This window comes from Dapis hubbardiae BLCC-M172, assembly GCF_050016015.1.
GTDB lineage: Bacteria > Cyanobacteriota > Cyanobacteriia > Cyanobacteriales > Microcoleaceae > Trichodesmium.
In genome coordinates this window covers 1-534 of the sequence record NZ_JBNHEQ010000108.1, presented here as the reverse complement: position 1 = coordinate 534, position 534 = coordinate 1, and the positions used below count along the sequence as shown (strand labels likewise).

The window sequence follows — 534 nt, the reverse complement described above, 5'->3', positions numbered from 1 at the left end:
TGCGTCACTATACCTGCTTCTCATCATAGTTATTATTTTATTGATAGATTTTTACTTACTGAATTTTATAGCAATCCTAAATCAGAATGATAGATTTTATCGTAGGGGTTTGGTATCCTTTCCCGAAGCTAAGATAGGATTTGGAAACCAAACCCCTACATTTTTTTTCACAAATCCTGGACGGATTATAGCAATAGCCAGGGCCATTAGGACATAGAATAGAGGAAGTATACTGCCTAGCGATCGCTAACCATGCCTCAACCCTATAGTTATGATTTCCGAAAAAAAGTGGGTGGTGGTGCATAGTAATGGTAAAGGAAGCACCGGGAGTGTGGGGAGATGGGGAGATGGGGAGATGGGGAGATGGGGAGATGGGGAGATGGGGAGAAATTAAAAAATATATATCCTCACCATTACCATGCAGGACTACCAAAAAGTGATAGAAGGTATCGAACTCGATGGCTTGAAAAAAAGTGAAGCTATAGCAACAGCCAGGGCGATTAGGACATAGACTGATGATGAATCAAAGACCAC

At 41.2% G+C, this 534-nt stretch carries 1 protein-coding gene; it reads left to right on the top strand.

The genetic code is table 11. The annotated features are described in order from the left end of the window. Positions 1 to 271 precede the first annotated feature (271 nt). Entirely contained in the window at positions 272 to 394 is a 123-nt protein-coding gene (locus ACP6PK_RS10335; protein WP_426559534.1) for a hypothetical protein, read from the top strand. Positions 395 to 534 lie beyond the last annotated feature (140 nt).